Here is a 19755-nt window from a genome sequence, read left to right as displayed (position 1 = left end):
AATCACGAATGATGTCTTGTTTCTTTCCGCCTCAGCTTCTCACATTCACGCGAATGCTATTGTCTAGTGAAGGCTTATCAAGTATAAATATTTCAATAAGGTATATGATGAATAGAAAAGGAATTTGGTATTCATGAGGTATACCCCAACTCTTAAGCTAAGCACGCGGCTGGTGGCCTTTGTCACTATGATCGTTATATGCGCAATGTTTATCTTGTTTGTCGGTGGCACCCTCTCTTTCAAACGACTAGGACAAGAGTATCTCAACCATTATTTGGAAGGGATCGTTGAAGTAGTTGATAAAGAGATGGAAGACCCAGACGCAGCCTATTCGATGCAGCGCTGGATGCCGAAGATGCTGCAGGCGAGTAACATTGTCGAAATGACGTTGTCGACGAATAACGCCGTTGTTTACCGTTTCAAAGATACTTCTCATAAGATGGATAGCTCGGTGTTGTTTGAGCATGAGTACCAACTCACTCACAACCAAGACTACGTCATCTATTTTAAAGCGATCCCTCCTTATTTAGGCTACGGCTACTCGATGCAGGCATTGTGGTCAATCACGCTTGCCGTCGTTCTGATCATTTTCTGTTTGATGCGCGGTGTTAAGTGGCTCAAAGAACAGCTTGCAGGATCGGAAATGCTCGAAGAGCGTGGACGAATGATTTTAGCGGGTCGAGTCGAGCAATACGCAAAAGGTGATGAGCGAGAATGGCCTTATACGGCCAGTGAGGCATTAGATGTATTGATCGAAGAACTTCAAGATGCTCGCCAAGAACGCAGTCGCTTCGATACCTTTATCCGTACGCAAACTTTCCTCGATAAATTGACTGGCACGGCCAACCGAGTGTTGTTTGACAGCAAGCTTGAATCTGCTTTGTTGGAAAGTGGTGCACGTGGCTCAGTGATGCTGATCCGCATTCAAGATTGGAAATCCGTTGAAGAAGAGCAAGATAAGCAAACTTGCGACGAGTTTATTGTTGAAGTTGGTAGTTTGCTTTCAAACTTAGTTCAGCGTTATCCCGATGTCGTGTTCTCACGTTACTACAATGCAGACTTTGCATTGTTTTTGCCTCATCAATCGGGCAAGGACGTGGCGAATTTAGCTTCTCAATGTATTCGCCAGCTAGAAAAACTCCACCCTCCTTATCCGTTGGATGCTGACAATTGGTGCCATATCGGTATCACTATGTACAAAGAGGGGGAGCGTCATAGTCAAATCATTGATGAAGCAGAGACTGCATTACGCAGTGCCCAGTTGCAAAATAACAACAACTGGAGCCGCTTTAAGAAGTGGAATCACGACGAGGAAGCACGAGGAAGTGTGAGATGGCGTACGCTATTTGATTCAGCACTCACAGCTGAAAATGTGATACTCTACGCACAATCCGCCTATCTAATAAGTGATGTGGCACATAAAAAACCCTTGCACGAAGAGTTAACATGTCGGATTCGTGATCCGGAAAATGGCATTGTTAAAGCTTCTCGCTTTATTTCTGCTGTTCGACAAGTCGGTTATGAAGCGCAGATGGACCGCGCAGTGGTTAATAAATTCTTAAAAGACTTTAAACATAGTTTTGATAGCTCTAAATGCTATGTACTTAACTTACATGTTGTGCCTTTTGGGCAACGAGAATATTTCAAATGGTTCCGTGATGAACTCTTACAGTTGTCACGAGAGCAAAGAAAGTGTCTCACTTTTGAGTTTGTCGAAGCACAATTTGTAAGACACTTAGACTTTATGCGACCAGTCGCTAAAATGCTGGCCGGTTTAGAGTGTCACGTCATGATTGGGCAAGCTGGACGCACGATCGTCAGTACCCATTATCTCAAAGAAGTTGACATTCGTTACCTTAAGCTCCATCGCAGCTTGGTAACTAAAATCGATCAGAGACATGAGAACCAGTTGTTTGTCCGCAGTATGTTGGGTGCGGCCGCAAACAGCAAAACAAAAATAATAGCAGTGGGAATTGAGAATAAGCACGAATTGAACACCCTGAACGAATTAGGGGTTCATGGCGGGCAGGGACGTTATTTCTCTCCAGAAGAGCAGTATCTACCTAGATCCAAGCCAACCATTATTTCTCGAGCGGACTCTCAAGTGAAATTGGGACGACGAAATCGCTGGCGAAAAAATAAAGATAATAATCATGGATTTTAAAGCAGTACTCGATAAGCTCAAGCGGTCATCGGTTGGTGGTCGTACGTGCTTTTTGGTCATTCAGCCAGACGCAGTTTATTTATCATCACCAACGAAAAGCAGTCGACCGTCCAAATTTGAAATCACAGAATCAAATTGGGAGCGCGCTTGTGAGCAAGCGCTAAGTGTTGCTGCCAGCTCTTACGACTCGTTGGCGGTTGTGCTTTCTCACAACTATTACCAGATGTACCAAATCGACAAGCCAGCAATGCCACGAAATGAGTGGCCTTCGGCGTTGCCGTTCTTGTTAAAAGAGCTTATTTCTGAGCGTGCTATCGACATTATTGCTGATGCTGTAGAACTGCCTAACTCAAATAAAGTTCAAGCATATGTGTTGTCGCGCAAAATCCTCGACAAGATTTTGCTGCTTGCCAACCGAGTGCAACTTACACTTGAGTCTATCATTCCTGAAGATGACATCTGGGGTGACACTTCGGGTGAATTAGGCAACTTCCTACTTCTACAACGCAGTGCGCGCGGTCACTTCCGTATTAGCGCATTCGTTGAACACACCATTGCATTTCATCGCTCCATTCGCAGTGTGACGCCACCATTAACAGGCGTGCCTTCAAGTGACTTACAAATGGACAGTTTGTCACTGGAACTGCAACGATCGATAGATTACCTCTCTTCTCAACTGCGTCATGTCCAGTTACATCAATTGAAAGTGTGTTGTGATGACGAAGACGAGAAAGAGCTGGTTGAATCACTTAATTACCGTCTAAGCACCAAGGTGTCTCCTCTGCTTGCAGAAGAGCATGAGCTATCAGGTCATGTATTGGCGGACACCGCGGCGGCTACAGCGAGTGCTCGACGCGTCAACCTTTATCCAGACTTCCTTAAACCGAAGAAGAACCTGTTAACACTTAAAAATGTTGCTATATCTTGGGGGGGGGCTGCTTCATTTATCTTTATCTCTTATGGCTATGTTACTTGGCAAAGCCGAGGCGTCGAAGATGAAATTAAGATCGTGAAAAGCCGTGGTGACATTATGAAGTCTGAGTTGCAACATCAACAGGCTAAGCTTCGCAAGCACCAACCAGATACCAACAAACTGGCGGCGAAAGCACGTTTGGAACGCGAAGTGAAAGCGAAGCGTGACTCACTCAAAGCTGTCGGCAAATACGATGACTCGCAGCGCACAGGATACTCTGGTGTGATGCAGTCTCTTGCTAAGTTGGGCAGCAACAACATCTCTCTTTCTACCATTCGTATCGACGATACCACTTTAGATCTCAAAGGCTTGGCAAGATCGCCAAGTGCGGTGCCTAACTGGGTGAGCCAATTTAAGAATGAAATTAGTCTTGTTGGACGTACTTTTGATGATGTGAAGATTGGTCGTAACGAAGACAACATTGTGACCTTTGAATTGAAGACGCGTGGAGACAAAGAGAAATGAACGAATTTTGGTCCTCTTTAGAAGAGCGTTTTGATGAGATGAGCGCACGCGAAAAGGTATTGATTGCCTTGTGTGGTCTTGTCACGGTCGTCATGCTGCTGTTTACCTTGGTGCTAGAGCCAAAACTGAATGAAGTAAATAGCAACGATAAACAGTTACGTAATTCGAAACTGACTAATCAGCAGACGGAAATTGAGATATTGCGTATTCAAGCTCAGCTTAAGAAAGATCCGAATGCCGAAATTGATCAAGCCATCTCTCAACTGCTGACCGAAAGCCAGCAACTATCAATGCAGCTTTCTGAAATCATTGAGCACTTGATTACACCTTCACAAATGGCGAGCTTGCTCGAAAGTGTGTTAGAGCAGCAAAGCGGGATTCACTTGGTATCGCTACAGACTTTGCCAGCTGAGCCGATAACAGAAGACAAAGAAGCATCGCAATACTCGGGCTATTACGTTCACCCTGTGCGCATGGAGCTGACGGGCGATTACTTTTCGATTGCGAACTACCTGACGAAATTAGAAGACTTACCAGCAAGTTACTACTGGCGTAGCTTCAGTTACAACGTAGAAGATTACCCTAAAGCAAAACTTGTACTGGAAGTGTATACCCTAGGTTCACGAGAGGAGTTTATTGGTGGTTAAGAAACTCATTATCTCTTTAGCTTTTGCGGCGGTTGCGAGTAGCAGTTTGGCGAGCCAAGACCCAACGGCACCTTTGGGGTGGACTAAGCCCGCGGCGGAGCAAGCGAAGCCAAAAGCGAAACAGCATCGCTTGCCAACATTAAACAGCATCGTGTGCAAACCAAGCCCATCATGTGTGGCAATTTTAAATAACCGAATTGTTGAGCCTGGGGCAAAACTCAATGGCTACCGAGTAGCGAGCATCAACAGTGAATTTGTAACTTTAAAGCGTGGTGACCGTCAGTGGAAACTAGAGCTTTTTGGTTTAAACGTAAAAAAATAATAACCAGAGCCTGATCAGATATGCGCAAATTAGTTGTAGGAATCGTGATTGCTTCCTTAATGGGTTGTTCTATGGGTCACCGTGACCCGGTAGAAGTGAAGCAAGTACTTAATGAATCTATCAATGAAGCAAACAGTCGTGCACTAGAAGATATCCCGTCTTCTGTGCAAGCCGATCTTATGCCGAATCTAGACTCAAACGTGTCTTCAAAAGAAGGGACTTTGAAGCGTTTTCGAGTTCAAGCTAACGCGGTTGAGGCGCGTAGCTTCTTTGCTTCTTTAGTGAAAGGTACAGAATACAGTGTGGCAATCCATCCTGCGGTGCAAGGTAACATCACCGTTGACCTTTCTGATGTCACATTGGACGAAGTACTGAATGTTGTGCAGAACATGTACGGCTATGACGTAGTGAAGTCAGGTAAGGTGATTCAAGTTTACCCTGCTGGTATGCGTACCGTGACGATTCCTGTGGATTACCTTCAGTTCAAGCGTTCTGGTCGTTCATTGACAAGTATCGTCACTGGCTCTGTAACGTCGGCTGGTACCTCTAATTCTGGTGGTGGCTCTGATGACTCTGACTCATCAGACTCAAACAACAATAATGGTGATGGCTCTACGACATCAACCGGCGGTACTCGTATTGAGACCATTACTGAAAGTGATTTCTGGCCAATGCTGCAGCAGGCGGTTGCTAACCTGATTGGTTCAGGCAAAGGTCAAAGCGTTGTTGTTACACCGCAAGCTGGTGTGATTACTGTACGTGCCTTCCCTGATGAGATTCGCGAAGTTCGTGAGTTCTTGGGTGTGTCGCAAGAGCGCATGCAGCGTCAAGTAATACTCGAAGCGAAGATCTTAGAAGTAACATTGAGCGACGGCTATCAACAAGGTATCAATTGGTCAAATATGTCTGCCTCCATCGGTAACTCGGGCAGTATTTTGGTTGATCGTAATCCAGCTAAGCTGCCTCTAGATGCTATCGGCACTCTTCTAGGTGGACAAACGAATGTAACCTTCTCCGACGGTAACTTTGAAGCTGTGATGAGCTTTATGGCGACACAAGGTGACCTAAACGTACTTTCTAGCCCTCGTATTACCGCCGCGAACAACCAGAAGTCCGTCATCAAGGTGGGTACTGATGAGTACTTCGTAACTGAGCTTTCTAGTAACGCTGGTAACGGTGAGAACTCGAATGCTGTTCCTGAAGTCGAACTGACGCCTTTCTTCTCTGGTATTTCTCTGGATGTAACGCCGCAAATCGATAACAAAGGCAACGTGTTCCTACATGTTCACCCTGCGGTTATTGAAGTAGAAGAAGAGATTAAACAGCTAAACCTTGGTGGTGATTTCCAAAACATTCAGTTACCACTGGCGAAAAGCTCCATTCGTGAGTCTGACTCGGTGATCCGTGCCAAAGATGGTGATGTGGTTGTGATTGGTGGTTTGATGAAGCAGCAAAACCTAGAGCAAGTATCGAAAGTGCCTTTCCTAGGTGATGTACCTGCGCTGGGTAATTTGTTCCGTAACATCAATAATGTGACGCAAAAAACAGAGCTGGTTATTTTGCTTAAACCAACCGTTGTTGGCGTGAACACATGGCAGAAAGAGCTAGAGCGTTCACGTGATTTGCTACAAGAGTGGTTCCCTGACGCTGAGTAATCAGCGTTGGGAGTGTCGTAAACGTGGTTCTGTGATTCGACTATGTACTTGTCGCATTTTGGATTTCGAGTTCAACCTTTCTCACTGACCCCAAATACAGAAATGTTTCTTGGGTTAGTACCTCACTACGAGGCTATTCAAACCATAATGGCTGCGGTCAAAATGGGTGAGGGGGTGATTAAAGTGACTGGAGAGGTCGGCACGGGCAAAACCATGGTTTGTCGTAAGCTGATTGAGCAAGTCGAATCTGAAGTTGAACTCGTTTACTTACCTAACCCTGCACTAAATGGCGAGCAGTTACAGTTTGCGGTTGCGCGCGAGTTAGGTATTGAAGATACCGACCCACTCAAAGTCGTCTCACTGATTCAGGAGCGTTTGATCCAAATTCATAGTTTGGGAAAAAAGACGGTACTGATTGTCGATGAGGCACAAGCTTTGTCATCCGAAGCTTTAGAAACGCTGCGCCTATTTGGCAATTTGGAGACCGAGCAAGACAAGTTGATTCAACTGGTGTTGTTTGGTCAGCCGGAACTGGATGAGCGACTTGAAACCCACGAGCTACGTCAGTTCCGTCAGCGAATTACGTTTAGTTGTCAGCTTCGGCCTCTCTCGATTGAAGAGGGTGTCGCCTATATCAACAATCGTTTAGACAAAGCTGGCAACGGCGCGCATATTTTTTCGATTGAGCAGAAGAAAGCGATTTGGCGTTCGGCGATGGGCATCCCAAGGTTGATTAACCAAATCAGCCACAAAGCCCTGCTCACTGCGTTCAATGACCGTTGCACGTTATTAAAGAATCAACACGTTTACGTTGCAATGCATGACACCTTCGATGCGCGTAAACCCAAGTTTAAAACTCCCAGATTTTGGGGATGGAGCCAACCTTGAGTGCCATCAATAAAGCATTATCAGAACTTGCTGAAAAAGAGTCGCCTTCAGAGTTAACTCGGGCAGAAATTCCAAGTATTACTCGAAGAAAGCCATGGCTGTGGCTGGTGGGAGGCTTTTCTTTAAGCTTAGCTGTCGGAGGTTGGGCGGTTTCTCAAGGCCCTACGTCGATAGAAGAAGTACCTTTAACTTCAGACGCTTCGGTAAATCACATTGCTGCAGAAGCATCACCAGTGGTCGCAGTAAGTCACTCTCCGACGAATAAGGTGACGCCTCAATTAGATAATGTGGTTTACACGCAAAGAATAGAGAAGCCTAAAGTCACAGTGCAATTACCTGTCGTGGAATCCGCACCAGAAGTGGATGATTTTGCTCCGCGAAGAGAACTCAGTACTGCTCCAGAGCAGCCTATTTTACTGGCGAGTCTAAATAACGGCGTTAGCCGAACCGCGAACGTTTCTCATGAAAGCTCAATGCGTATTGAGCAAGTTGAACTCACGCATCAACAGCTCGCCGAAAAGGCATTGGCTCGTGCAGATAAAGCGATGGATGCCAATGACATGAAAACCGCATTATCTGCATTTGGTGAAGCGCTTCGCTACCAACCGACTAACCTTGAAGCTCGCCAAAAGCTTGCGGCATTGTATTTCGGCAAAGGCGATACACGAAAAGCCTATGAGATTCTGCAAACAGGCATTTCTCTGGATCCGAACAATCAGCCTTTACGTCTAGCGCTATCAAAACTACTGGTAAAAGCAGATCAGCCAGAAGCCGCATTGAGCCCATTAGTGCATTTGCCGCCAACACCAAGCCGCGACTATTTAGCGATGCGAGCCGCACTTGCTCAAAAGCAGAAACAAAATGACATTGCCCTAGAAAGCTATCAACTATTGACTCAGCGTGAGCCAGAAAACGCCCGCTGGTGGCTTGGTTTAGCCATTCAACAAGAGCGAGCACTTGCCTTTACTCCGGCTATTACGTCTTACCAAAAGGCGTTGGGCAAAGTCGGTATTTCGAATCAGTCTCAGGCATTTATTCGTGACCGCTTGAATATTTTAAAGCAACTGGAGAACGCACAATGAAAATTCAGTTGAGAAAACGCTTAGGCGACCTATTGGTTGAAGAGGGTATTGTCTCTGAAGATCAGGTCCAGCAAGCCCTGAGTGCTCAGTATAGCACCGGACAAAAGTTAGGTGACGCTCTTATCGATCTTGGCTTTATCAGTGAAAAACAGATGCTGGAGTTTTTGTCTCAGCAACTTGGCTTGCCATTGATCGATTTAAGCCGTGCGCCTGTTGATGCTGATGCTGTGCAGATCTTGCCAGAGGTGCATGCTCGCCGCTTACGTGCCATGGTTGTTGCTCGCAATGGTGACACGCTGCGCGTTGCTATGAGCGATCCTGCTGACCTATTTACGCAAGAATCATTGATGAACTTGCTCGGTGAGTACGATTTAGAATTTATCATTGCACCTGAACGCCAGTTAGTAGAAAGCTTTGACCGCTATTATCGCCGAACCAAAGAAATCGCGTCGTTTGCTGAACAGCTGCAAGCTGAGCACCAAGATGTTGAAGGCTTTGATTACGGCATTGATGAAGGCGACAGCGAAGAAGTTACCGTTGTAAAACTGGTTAACTCGATGTTTGAAGATGCTGTTCAAGTTGGTGCATCGGATATTCATATTGAGCCAGACGACAAGGTGCTGCGTTTACGTCAGCGTGTCGATGGTGTGTTGCATGAAACCCTTCTAAACGAAGTGAATATTGCTTCTGCATTGGTACTACGCCTGAAATTAATGGCGCATCTCGATATCTCTGAAAAGCGCTTACCTCAAGATGGTCGATTCAATATCAAAGTTCGTGGTCAATCGATCGATATTCGTATGTCGACTTTGCCAACGCAATACGGTGAATCAGTGGTAATGCGTTTGCTAAACCAATCTTCTGGTTTGCGTAAGCTTGAAGATTCCGGTTTACCACCTGAATTGTTAGCACGTCTTCGTCGTCAGCTTTCTCGCCCACACGGAATGATCTTAGTTACTGGTCCAACAGGCTCCGGTAAAACCACCACGCTTTACGGTGCGTTGAGTGAGTTAAACGAACCGGGTAAAAAGATCATCACCGCAGAAGATCCGGTGGAATACCGCTTACCGCGCATTACTCAGGTGCAGATAAACAGTAAAATTGATCTGACTTTCTCGCGAGTGCTGCGAACCTTCCTACGTCAAGACCCAGATATCATCCTTATCGGTGAGATGCGTGACCAAGAAACGGTTGAGATTGGCCTCCGTGCTGCACTAACTGGTCACTTAGTACTAAGTACCTTGCACACTAACGATGCGGTGGACAGTGCGCTGCGTATAATTGATATGGGCGCTCCTGGTTATTTGGTAGCAAGTGCTGTTCGCGCTGTTGTGGCTCAACGACTTGTTCGTCGTGTCTGCCCTGACTGTAAAACAACGGATGTGCTTGATGAGTCTCGTCAGCAGTGGCTTGCGGGGCGCTTCCCAAATCAAATCGGCACTACTTTCCACAAAGGTGCAGGTTGTCAAAACTGTAACCTGACCGGTTATCGCGGCCGAGTTGGTGTGTTTGAAATGCTTGAGCTAGAAAATGAAATGATGGACAAGCTACGAGCCAATGATGCTGTAGGCTTTGCTCAAGTGGCGCGCCGCTCAGAAAACTATAAGCCTCTGTTGGCTTCTGCTATGGAGCTTGCACTGCAAGGTACCGTGAGTTTGGATGAAGTCATGGCTCTAGGTGAGTGCGATGCTTCTGGTAAAACCGACCCAATTTTCATGTAGGTAAGTGAATGCCAACTTTTCGTTATCAAGGCCGCACCTTAGACGGCTCATCAACCAGTGGCAAAGTCGACGCGGTGAATTCCGAGGCGGCAGCGGAAGCATTGATGAATAAGGGGATTATTCCTCTAAACCTGCGTTTAGAAAAAGAAGCAGTCAAAAGCAAAGTCAGCTTATCCAAGTTACTTGTGCCTGCGATTCCGCTTGAAGTGATTATTCTATTTTCACGTCAGCTTTTTAGCTTGACCAAAGCAGGCGTGCCATTGTTGCGCTCCATGCGTGGTTTGCTGCAAAACTGTGAGAACAAACAGCTCAAAGAAGCCTTAGAAGATGTGGTAGCGGAATTGAGTAACGGTCGCGGCCTTTCTTCCGCGATGCAACCGCATACCAAAGTGTTCAGTCCGTTATTCGTTTCGATGATTAACGTGGGTGAAAACACGGGTCGTCTAGACCAGGCCTTGCTACAGCTAGCAAACTACTACGAACAAGAGTTAGAGACCCGCAAGCGCATCAAAGCCGCAATGCGCTACCCAACTTTTGTGATTGTATTTATCACCATCGCGATGTTTATTTTGAACATTTTAGTGATCCCAGAGTTCGCTTCCATGTTTACGCGCTTTGGTGTTGAGTTACCGCTGCCGACCAGAATTTTGATCGCAACGTCGAACTTCTTTGTGAATTATTGGGGCTTACTGATTGCCGCCATCATTGGTGCGTTTGTTATTTTCAGATCTTGGGTCGCAACCGCGGATGGTCGAGAAAAGTTCGACAAGCTGCGTTTAAGACTGCCTATTGTGGGCGACATAGTTAACCGTGCGCAGCTATCGCGGTTCGCACGAACGTTTTCGTTGATGCTGAAGTCCGGTGTACCGCTAAACCAATCATTGGCTCTGGCTGGTGAAGCTCTGGGTAATAAGTTCCTAGAAAACAGAATTTTAGAAATGAAAGCGGCCATTGAAGCGGGCAGTACCATTTCAGTTACCGCAATCAACAGTAAGATCTTTACGCCTCTGGTTATTCAGATGATTGCGGTCGGTGAAGAAACTGGTCGTATTGATGAACTGCTATTGGAGGTCTCAGACTTCTATGACCGTGAAGTGGATTACGACTTAAAAACCCTAACCGCGCGAATAGAACCGTTACTTTTGGTCATTGTTGCAGGCATGGTTATGGTGTTGGCTCTCGGTATCTTCCTACCAATGTGGGGGATGCTGGACATCATCAAAGGCGGCTAACGGCGTGGTCGAAAATCAAAGTCGAGCGACACTGATTCTAGCGGGTGTCGTCGGTATTATTGTGCTGGCAGTATTTATGCAAAAGTTGAAACCGATAGAGCAAGAAGCGCAGGAAACAGGCGCGAAACTAGCCAAGGTTTGGATGCAAGATAGCGTGCAAAGATACCGCCAAGCATGGCTCGTGCATGGACAGCCTAAGCAACTGTTTATGGACGGTTTTAAGCTTAACATGACGGATGGGGGCTTGGTGTCACCTTTCAGAGCAAGCGGTGTACTCGATTGTGACTATTGGCTAGCGGTTCATTACCCGCAACGTAAAATTATGGCGAGCGAGTTGTTAGAAATTCGTGGGGCAATTAAAAGTAATAGTTATACATGTCATTATACTTATGAAAATGGACAGAGAGTTGTTGTTATATCAGACGCTAATTACCTGAAAATAGACGTCGAAATGTCGACGGAGTGAATTTTTTGACACTTAAGTACTATAAATAGGAATGAAAGTCGGTATAATGCAAACATTACCATAAGCAAAAGGTTGTAATAAAAAGTAAACCAAACATGGGATATCTTTTTTGCACGGCTTTAACTTAACAATGGCGAATCGTCATTCTGCTCAAGCGGTAGAGAAAGTACTCACCTAACTAATTTCGCTTAGTGTGTTGAGACGCAAAACCGTTTTGACAATATCCAAAATGGTCGTGTGACCGATAAACTTTGCAGTCACTCTGCATGCTTACATAGAGAGAGTAAACAATGAAAAGACAAGGTGGTTTCACCCTTATCGAATTGGTAGTGGTAATTGTAATCCTAGGTATTCTAGCGGTAACTGCAGCGCCACGTTTCCTTAACCTGCAAGATGATGCTCGTAACGCGACACTTGATGGCCTTGCGGGTGCTATCCAAGGTGCTTCTGGTATCGTTTATGGTAAGGCGGCTATCGCTGGACTGGAGTCAACAAGTGGTGAGGTCAGTTCAGGTGTGGGCACTGGTTCAATCAACACAATTTTTGGTTATCCAGAAGCTACAAGTTCAGCTATTTCTGAAATCGTTCAAGGTGTTGGTGATGACGAAGATTTCCGTTTCATCAAAGAAATTTCAGGTGAAGATGCTGTGACCTTTGGTATTGAAAATTATACAAAAGAATGTGTTAAGTACACGCAAGCAACAGAAACTACTGAAGCAAAAGCAGAGCGTGTTTCTGGTGAAGCTAACTGTAAAGCTTAATCAGCGTTTAAGGCCAGCTAGTCTGGCCTTTATCTCTTTATTTTGATTAATCTCGGAATAGTTCATATGCGTAAATCATCAGGTCTTAGTGTAATAGAGTTTGTTGTTGTGCTGATTATCTTGGGGGTGATCGGTTATGTGGTATTACCAAGATTTATCAGCTTTGAACCAGAAACTTATGAAGCAAAGTGGGAGCAAACCAAGCAAACCGCTGAGCACGTTTCTGAGACGCTAAGCAACAAAGAAACTTACGATCGAATTGAAGAAGAATTGGAGCGCTCAAAAGGGGATAAATAATCTATGGGTGGTTATTTGTACGTTTGCTTACAGTTCGAATTTAAAACTTATAAACCTATCATTATTCTCATAATTTCATCGTATACTTACTTCGCTTGTCCTAAGCCTAAGGTTGGGTTATGAAAATTCGCAGCTCTACATTAGGGTTTACATTAATGGAGCTGATCCTAGTGATCGTCCTCCTTTCCATTCTTTCTCTCTACGCTGCTAGCCGCTTTATGGGCAAAGGTAGTGTCTCCGCGTTTGCGCTTCAAGAGCAGGCTATTTCAGTGATTCGCCAAGTACAGGTGAATCGCATGCAGTCAAATACCTCAACCACTGATACCAACTTTCAATTGCAAGTTTCCTCTAGTTGTATCGGTTCGGTTGCCGCCTGCTCGTTAACTGCAAGCGCGAAGGACGCTCGTAGTGATATCGTTGAGGATGACTCTGCAACGTTTAGTTTAACTGGAGCGACAAGCCCGATTAACTTCGATTTACTGGGGAATCCGTTGAGTGTTGCTTCTGGTGGCGTGTCTATTCTTATCCGCGATGTAAATGGTCAAAGTCAATGTCGAGTACTGATTAATTCCCAAGGCTATGTCTCTGAGGGTTCATGCTCATGAGAAAGCAACTCGGTATGACCTTAGCTGAAATGATCATTGCTATTGTCCTAATAGGCATTGCGATGGTTGCGTTTACCTCCTTCCTTGTACCTCAAATTCGTGACTCTGCGATGCCACACTATCAAACCCGAGCAACTGCACTTGGACAAAGCTTTATGTCGCAAATTTTGGCACGCGGTTTTGATGAGAACAGCGACTTTGACGGTGGTTTATTGCGTTGTGGAGAAAGTACGCTTGGAGCACCAAATTGTTCGAGCAACCTTGGGCCAGACTCTGGTGAGTCCATTCCTGAAAACTTTAACGATGTCGATGATTACATCGGTTGTTGGAGTACGCCAACGACGGTTGCTCAATGCCAAGGAACCAGCCGTGGCAATATCTCAGATATTTTGGGCACAAGTAGTGAAGATAAGTACCGAAACTTCCGAGTTGAAGTTGGGGGGGCATATGACAATCTGACTAACACACCACCGACAGGAATCACTGAATATAAAAAAGTCACGATTACGATTTTTGCTAGTAACGCTCAACCTCTGACACTAACGGCAATAAGAGGTAACTACTGATGAAAATTCGTGGTTTCACCTTAATGGAAATGATCGTAACCATTGTAATCGGCAGCTTCATCATGCTTGGTATTGCGGGTTACGTACAGCTAGGTATGAAGGGATACGCAGACACGATTGCTCGCCAACGAATGCAAACGCAAGCGCAGTTTGTGCTAGAGAAAATGTCGCGAGAAATTCGTCACGCAGTCCCAAACAGCTTTCATGTCCCTACCGGAACTACCAATTGCTTGGAGTTTATGCCGATTGAATATTCTGGTTTTTACACGCTGACGAACAACAACTTAGAGTTTCTGTTGGGCAATGACTCTACATTGAATCCTATTCCAGCAAATCGTTGGATGGTGATCAATCCAAGTCGCTATGAAGACTTACAATCTACCTCTCCACAGAGTTTAGCGGTCGGCGGTTTAGTCAAAACCGGCGATGTTTTTGTGGTCAGTGGTACAGCCAGTACGATTGGTGGTACTTCCATTTCTAGCCGTCATTACATCTATCAAGATAACTCTGAAGTACGTTACTGCTTCGACAATGGTCAGATAACGCGTAATGACATTACGGTTGCGGACAGTGTAGATACTTCTGTTAGCGATATGCATTACCTCGAGCCAACACTTCAACGTGGCGGTATTGTGCATATCAACTTAGAGTTCACTCAAAACGGGGAGCGTAGTGTTTACCAACAAGACGTGCAGGTGCTCAATGTTCCGTAAAAAAGCTCAGCAAGGTAATGTCCTGATCGTCGTATTGTTCGTCATCATTGTGATGGGCTATCTAGCCGCATCTTTAATGAAGGTGAGCTGGTCAAACCAAAGTACGTTAACCAGGGAATTCTTAGGAACGAAAGCTTGGTTTATTGCGCAATCTGCCAATGAGTGGGCACTAACTCAGCTTTATCCTTTAAACGACACTACTCCAGATGTGGCCGATTTTTGTGCCAATACGGTAAGTGGCGCTGCACCAAATGTTACACAAGGCACTGGTTGCCAATTAAGTGCTATTACATGTTCAAACATTGGTACCTTTAATGCGGGTACCTCTGAAGCTGAATCTCTATTTAGAGTACAAGCCACAGCAATTTGTGGTTCCGGGGTTGCACAAGTACAGCGGCAACAAGAGATTTGGGTGAGAGATTGATAATGAATAAAAAAACACTATTTTCAAGCTTGTTTCTATTTGCTGCCTTTACTGTGCAAGCTGAAGCTATCTTCCCACTTCCCGATGGTGTTTGTGTTGAAACGTCAGCACAAACGTGGAAAGGGAGCAGTGAACAAGAAGTTAAACTTGCAAAATCAAATGCGATAATAGATGGTCCAAGTGATCGCATTATTGGTTACACCAAGATTGATGAAAACCGCAGTAAATCTTGTGGTAGCGGTGGTAAGTGTAAGGCCTCTAAATCTAATGGTATTGATCGTCGGCTACCTACATCACCAAATTTTTCTCTAAGCGGTGTGCACTTTGATCATACATATAATGAGACGCAATTGAGTGGCAGCCAAAGTATGACTTTAAGTAGTGGTACTTATCGCGTTAAGAAACTGCTCAAATTAGATGATAACTCTACATTAAGAATCAATGGTGCGGTAACACTTTACGTAGAAAAAATGGAAGTATTGGCGAATGCCAAAATTGAAGTTTCTTCAGGTCACCCTGATGATTTTATTATTATCTCGCGTGATGGAGAAAATGATTCCGAAGTTATTCTGAAAGGTTATAACGAATTTGCCGCTCATATTTTTGCTCAAGAAGAGGTAGAGCTTTCGGAGCATGTCACACTAATCGGAACGATTACCGCACCGGAGCTAGAGATTAAAGACCACGCCCAGTTGAAAGCTATGGTTCCTGAAAGCTGTTCACCTATCGATCCTGAGGGACCAATTAACCGTTCTCCACAATTTGAATTTGGTACCGTAGATGGGGCCACTTGTAGCGGCAGTGGTAATACATATACATGTCGAATCAGTTTCGAGAACGATTACGACGAAGACAAACCAATTCCTTTGGTTTTCGTTATGCCTACCATTGATAAAACACTTTCTTCTAAGAAGCCTAGAGTCACGGAATACCCTTCTAGTGTCTCGGTTATCAGTGTTGATAGAAATACCGCAACGATTGTTCAAGAGTTTCCTCCTCACAATGCTGCAGATCGCAACGTTCAGTTCTTGAATAAAAACGATCCCGGAGTCCGCAAAGAGATGGCTAAAGTGGATTACTTTGTTATCGAACCGGGTGTACTTGAACTGAATAATGGTGCGAAGATTGTTGCAGGTACGATTGATACTAAAGTTGCTGCTTCACAATACAAGAACGATAACAAGCAGATCAACGAACAAAACAACGGTGTAAAAGTCGACTTCAGTGATTTTGGCTTGAGCTCATTTGATGGTAAACCTGGTGTGCTTGTCCAGCCTCAAACGAAACGAAACAATGGCACTAATAACTGGTTTACGGGTATGGCCCGTGACGGGACTAAAACTTCATTTAAGCTAGCTCTGGAGAAGTCTGAGGTATACGGCAAGAACAACCGAGGGCAAGAAACCTTCAACATAATTGATGATGAAGAGACGGTTGCCTTTGTTGCTGGTGAGGGTTTTGGTTACGTTAATGGTAAGCGCTTTTGGTTAGGGCAAGGTGTGACAGAATACACGCTAAATCAACAGGACCCAGTTATTGATCCAATCTACGAAGGTTGTAAGGTTTATACTCCTTTCCCTGATAGCGCTGGCTTCAAAGAGCCACCCATTCTTGTCGCTAACAAAAACTCTCGTCGCGGTAACAATGGTGGTTGGTTGCGTCGATGTGATGTGACAAAAGATTCTGTTGCATTCATTGTTGAAGAAGACATGAAAAAGGACAAAGAACGCGGTCACATGGATGAAGATGTGGGCTGGTTTATGTTTGAAAAAGCCAACCAGAACCCAATGTGTGATGCCTTTAATGCGCCAGTTCAGACATGGCGCAGAGAGCTTGCCAATGATGGGGTTGATGGCACGTTAGTTCTATCAAACCAGTCAAAGATCATAGGAACACCCGTGCTTACGGTTGGTGGTGAACGCAAACGTGTCGTTGGCTTCATGCCAGGTACTGTTTCTGGGCAGAATAAATCAAATGCATGTGATGGATATGAATGTCATGGTGATGAAGGGCTATTAATTGGTAAAGAGGCGTTGGAAAACTTTCCTGTAACCTCAAGTTGGAACAACCGTACTATCGGTGCAGATGATAAAGTGACCTTTTACGAAGGTACTAACGTTAAGCACCTCAATGTCGATGGTGAGCTAACGCTAGAGGCCGGAAAATACTGGTTTGATTCAGTTAAAATCAATACTGGAGGTAAGCTTCTTGTAAAAGAAGGGACTGAAGTCATTATAAACACGAAGGCTTTGGCTTTAGCCAACCATTCTTATATGGGGGTGGATGTTGATGCTAAGAATAACCCTGTCTTCAACGGAAACATGCGTGTGAATGTTTATGGTTTGACTCCTGCGGCAGGAAGTAAACTTCATGATAGGGTTGATATCGCTAACTACTCAGAAGTTGTCGGTTTGATTTATAGCGAAGACAAAGTTTATTTGAGTAACCATAGCGTGATATATGGTGCGGTAACAGCCATTGATATTGACATGAATGAGAGCGCCGAAGTACATGCTGCGACATCGTGTTTGCCGCCGTTAGATGATTATGAGCTGACAGTATCACCAAAAGCACAATATGCATTGATGTGTGGTGTTGAAAAGCCTACTTTTACTATCGAAACCAAAAACCAAGGTGAGCTTGAAAGTACATGGGTCAATGTTGAAGTACTTCCCGCGGACAGCGCGAATAGCTTTACGGTCTCTGTAGCAAATAATATTGGTTCTGGTACTTACCCTCGTTTTCGTACCAGCATGAATGAAGGGAGTAAAGGTCAACTTGAATTATCTATCGCTGTTAAAAATACTGCGAAAGTCGATCTTGACCAAACATACTCATTAAAGGTCACGTTAGAGGAGGATGGGAACCAATCTCAAGCGGCAACATTTAAGTATGTCCCATTCAAATTCCACGTCGATGACCAGAGTGTTATTGCTGGGCAGGTTAAACCTGTTACTGCGCAAGTCTTGGCATGTAGTGGTGGCGAGCAAACTATAGTCAAAAGTTATGTTGGTACACCAGATGTTTCTCTCAAGCTGGAAACACCAAATGGTGGTCGTGATGATGCTAGTTTATTGAGTTACGAACCTAAGTTCGTAAAGAATGAGAATAGCAGTTCGACGGAATACTTCAAGTTGATGGAGTCAGGTGAATATACAGTTACGCTTACAGATCAGAACTTTGTTTGTGACCCACAATATGCCGATGATTGCCCAATCGCGCCTGAAGAAGACGATGAATCTCAACAAGAAACTGTCATGTTAAATGGCTCGTTTAATGTTAAATCTCGCCCTTGGAAAATTGCTATCTGTGACGTTAAGTCTAAAGAGGGCGATGTGATCAACCCGGGCACGCAAGCTACAGGGAATGGCTTTATTCCTTCCGCTACAAGTTTTAATGTGACATACAAGCCTGTTGTTCATAGCGAATCACGTGATAGCGCAACGGATATCTGTGACTACCCGCTGACTCAGAACTACTTCTCGAGCGATAACACCAATGCGCCTTTAGAAATTGAGTTTAGTGTTGCTTACCCAGCAGGTGGTGAGCTAGCGAACTTGTCTGAAGAGAATGGTTTTATTGGTTCTTCGACTTTTACTAAGGCTGAAGCCTTATCAGGTAAAGAAGGGGAATACGTTTGGAATGAAGTAGGTTCGCTGGACTTAACGACCAATGCTTCTTATTTAGGCATGTCTCTTGATGAAGATAGTAAGGTGATTGGACGCTTCTATCCTAAGTTCTTTAATGTTATCGGTGACGAATGGGATTACCCTGGTTCACAAGATTTTGCGTACATGAACCAGCCATTCGATGGTTTAGCATTTGATGTTGAAGCGTTAAATGCGAGTAAGTCTGCGGTTACAAACTACGTTAAGTTTACAACTAAGGCTGCTTTCAATATTAAAGAGTTAGGTAGTTACTCTACTCGTCTGCTTTCTCCTAGTTTTGGTGCGGGTGAGTGGAAGAATGCATCAGACAACAGTGTGGGTACTTTCCTGACGGGAAGTAACAATCTATGTACTGGGAGTGTGTGCTGGATTAAAGATTTGGGCGGTAATTATCCGGACGGACCCTTCAATATGGGCGGCGGAAAAGCGTCTCAAATTGGGATCGATTATACCAATAATGCGGATCCTGTTGAGTACCTTAACTCAGAAGATGGCAACGCTTCGCGATTGCTCTCTCAACCGGACATTCGCTTTGGTCGTATTGATCTTGATGATGTAGGCGGTAATCAAGGTGCAGTCCTTCGAGTTCCTTTAAGGGCTGAATATTGGACAGGTACTCGTTTTATGTCGAACCCAGATGATGATCAAACTTATGTTCGAGGGATTACGTTTAAGCAATCACATATCTGGCCAACCGACGGTAGTGCTGTTGCTGTCAATCTTGGCAGTGAAGGTCAAGTTGTCGATGGTTTCTCTCGATCTTTGACGGCAACAGAAATCACCGGCCATCGTCAGCAAACACGTGTTTGGCTCGATCTGGAGTCGTCGAACGTGCTCCCTTGGCTCAAATATAATTGGGACAACAGCCAAACTGGTGAAGAAAACCCATCATCGGTTGTCACGTTTGGTATTCATCGTGGCAATGACCGAGTGATTTATCGTGGTGAACCGGGGTTAACCGGACAGTAACAAACTTCGGTTTTTTGCGTTAAGTAAGGAAACTGCAAGAAATTGAGGTTTTCTGCTCATGTTTGTGTACCAATGCCTTGCTGTGACAGCGAGGCATTGGTACATTTAGGACAATTTTTGTCTTCTAAATTTTTGCA

17 protein-coding genes are annotated in these 19755 nt (G+C 44.8%); all 17 read left to right on the top strand.

Annotated features, from left to right (window positions below):
- The first annotated feature begins 133 nt into the window (after nucleotides 1-133).
- The 17 genes from csrD to KIV40_RS14200 all read left to right on the top strand — a co-directional run bounded on the left by csrD (nucleotide 134) and on the right by KIV40_RS14200 (nucleotide 19618).
- Nucleotides 134-2164 carry an RNase E specificity factor CsrD gene (gene csrD / locus KIV40_RS14280; RefSeq protein WP_285349829.1) on the top strand — a complete coding sequence of 677 codons (2031 nt, stop codon included), beginning with the start codon at nucleotides 134-136 and terminating at the stop codon, nucleotides 2162-2164.
- Entirely contained in the window at nucleotides 2154-3602 is a 1449-nt protein-coding gene (locus tag KIV40_RS14275) for an MSHA biogenesis protein MshI (RefSeq protein ID WP_285349827.1), read from the top strand. Before csrD ends, KIV40_RS14275 begins: the two co-directional genes overlap by 11 nt.
- Nucleotides 3599-4249 (top strand): type II secretion system protein GspM, encoded by a 651-nt coding sequence (gene gspM, locus KIV40_RS14270; protein WP_012129005.1) that lies wholly within the window; start codon nucleotides 3599-3601, stop codon nucleotides 4247-4249. Before KIV40_RS14275 ends, gspM begins: the two co-directional genes overlap by 4 nt.
- On the top strand, nucleotides 4242-4571 hold the full coding sequence (locus KIV40_RS14265) for a hypothetical protein (RefSeq protein WP_012129004.1): 330 nt from the start codon (nucleotides 4242-4244) through the stop codon (nucleotides 4569-4571). The genes gspM and KIV40_RS14265 overlap by 8 nt, the downstream gene beginning before the upstream one ends.
- Nucleotides 4572-4591: 20 nt before the next feature.
- Complete coding sequence (mshL, locus tag KIV40_RS14260) at nucleotides 4592-6226, top strand: pilus (MSHA type) biogenesis protein MshL (RefSeq protein WP_012129003.1); 1635 nt, start codon at nucleotides 4592-4594, stop codon at nucleotides 6224-6226.
- A 42-nt stretch (nucleotides 6227-6268) separates the two neighbouring features.
- The gene (locus tag KIV40_RS14255) at nucleotides 6269-7114 is read left to right on the top strand and encodes an AAA family ATPase (RefSeq protein ID WP_285349823.1); all 846 of its coding nucleotides are present in this window, start codon (nucleotides 6269-6271) and stop codon (nucleotides 7112-7114) included.
- The gene (locus KIV40_RS14250; protein ID WP_012129001.1) at nucleotides 7099-8196 is read left to right on the top strand and encodes a lipopolysaccharide assembly protein LapB; all 1098 of its coding nucleotides are present in this window, start codon (nucleotides 7099-7101) and stop codon (nucleotides 8194-8196) included. Before KIV40_RS14255 ends, KIV40_RS14250 begins: the two co-directional genes overlap by 16 nt.
- On the top strand, nucleotides 8193-9917 hold the full coding sequence (locus tag KIV40_RS14245; RefSeq protein WP_285349822.1) for a GspE/PulE family protein: 1725 nt from the start codon (nucleotides 8193-8195) through the stop codon (nucleotides 9915-9917). Before KIV40_RS14250 ends, KIV40_RS14245 begins: the two co-directional genes overlap by 4 nt.
- Before the next feature lie 8 nt (nucleotides 9918-9925).
- The gene (locus tag KIV40_RS14240) at nucleotides 9926-11149 is read left to right on the top strand and encodes a type II secretion system F family protein (protein WP_045403559.1); all 1224 of its coding nucleotides are present in this window, start codon (nucleotides 9926-9928) and stop codon (nucleotides 11147-11149) included.
- A gap of 4 nt (nucleotides 11150-11153) precedes the next feature.
- A complete protein-coding gene (locus KIV40_RS14235; RefSeq protein WP_285349819.1) occupies nucleotides 11154-11615 on the top strand; it encodes an MSHA biogenesis protein MshF in 462 nt (153 codons plus the stop codon).
- 290 nt (nucleotides 11616-11905) lie between these two features.
- On the top strand, nucleotides 11906-12376 hold the full coding sequence (locus KIV40_RS14230) for a type II secretion system protein (RefSeq protein WP_285349817.1): 471 nt from the start codon (nucleotides 11906-11908) through the stop codon (nucleotides 12374-12376).
- Between the two features lie 66 nt (nucleotides 12377-12442).
- On the top strand, nucleotides 12443-12673 hold the full coding sequence (locus KIV40_RS14225) for a type II secretion system protein (RefSeq protein WP_285349816.1): 231 nt from the start codon (nucleotides 12443-12445) through the stop codon (nucleotides 12671-12673).
- A 119-nt stretch (nucleotides 12674-12792) separates the two neighbouring features.
- Nucleotides 12793-13278, top strand: a complete 486-nt coding sequence (locus KIV40_RS14220) for a type II secretion system protein (RefSeq protein ID WP_285349814.1) — start codon at nucleotides 12793-12795, stop codon at nucleotides 13276-13278.
- Nucleotides 13275-13844: a type II secretion system protein gene (locus tag KIV40_RS14215; protein ID WP_285349812.1), complete on the top strand. Its 570-nt coding sequence runs from the start codon at nucleotides 13275-13277 to the stop codon at nucleotides 13842-13844. Before KIV40_RS14220 ends, KIV40_RS14215 begins: the two co-directional genes overlap by 4 nt.
- Nucleotides 13844-14557: a prepilin-type N-terminal cleavage/methylation domain-containing protein gene (locus KIV40_RS14210; protein ID WP_285349810.1), complete on the top strand. Its 714-nt coding sequence runs from the start codon at nucleotides 13844-13846 to the stop codon at nucleotides 14555-14557. The genes KIV40_RS14215 and KIV40_RS14210 overlap by 1 nt, the downstream gene beginning before the upstream one ends.
- Nucleotides 14547-14981 carry an MSHA biogenesis protein MshP gene (locus KIV40_RS14205; protein WP_285349808.1) on the top strand — a complete coding sequence of 145 codons (435 nt, stop codon included), beginning with the start codon at nucleotides 14547-14549 and terminating at the stop codon, nucleotides 14979-14981. The genes KIV40_RS14210 and KIV40_RS14205 overlap by 11 nt, the downstream gene beginning before the upstream one ends.
- A gap of 2 nt (nucleotides 14982-14983) precedes the next feature.
- A complete protein-coding gene (locus KIV40_RS14200) occupies nucleotides 14984-19618 on the top strand; it encodes a DUF6701 domain-containing protein (protein WP_012128991.1) in 4635 nt (1544 codons plus the stop codon).
- The last annotated feature ends 137 nt before the right edge of the window (nucleotides 19619-19755 follow it).

The sequence above is a fragment of the Vibrio sp. D173a genome (genome assembly GCF_030248475.1).
Note: the sequence above shows the minus strand (reverse complement) of the source record. Positions and strands in the feature narration are given on the sequence as shown.